Origin of the sequence: Micromonospora fiedleri (genome assembly GCF_016774385.1) — a bacterium.
Classification (GTDB): Bacteria; Actinomycetota; Actinomycetes; order Mycobacteriales; family Micromonosporaceae; genus Micromonospora; species Micromonospora gifhornensis.
On record NZ_JAETXL010000088.1, the window covers coordinates 1 to 452 of the forward strand.

Here is a 452-nt window from a genome sequence, read left to right on the forward strand (position 1 = left end):
TTGGGCCGGACCGAACCGGGCGCCACGGACGACTACCCGGGGACGTTTCCTCCCCCTCCCCCCTCACGTTGGCGGCGTACTTGGGCGGCTTCACCTGCGAACACGGTCCGACAGCTCACGGCGGCCGGGCCGGCGTGCAGTTCCACGGCGAGCTGCGGGTCGAGCGCCTCCCCCGCGAGGTGCAGGCCGGCAGCCAGGTTCCCCCCGGTGAGCGCGGCAACGGCGACGGCCGCGAACGCGCCGGTGAGCGCGCTGGCGCTGGCACCGCGCAGCACGAGGGTCCGGGCGTCACCGGCGGCGGTGGTCAGCTCCACCACGAACAGCTGGTAGGTCGCGTGCCCGAAGGCGTCCAGCTCGGCGGCGCGGCGCAGCGCCTCGGCGGCGTCCCCGCCGGTCGGGGGCTGCCGCAGCACCTGCGCCACGTGCGGGCCGGCGACGACGGAGTGCCAGGT

Annotated in this window: 1 pseudogene; it reads right to left on the bottom strand. The window is 76.5% G+C overall.

Annotation, left to right across the window (positions count from 1 at the left end):
- Positions 1-32: 32 nt before the first annotated feature.
- Positions 33-452: pseudogene (locus JMF97_RS30760) on the bottom strand (saccharopine dehydrogenase NADP-binding domain-containing protein); the annotation flags it as partial.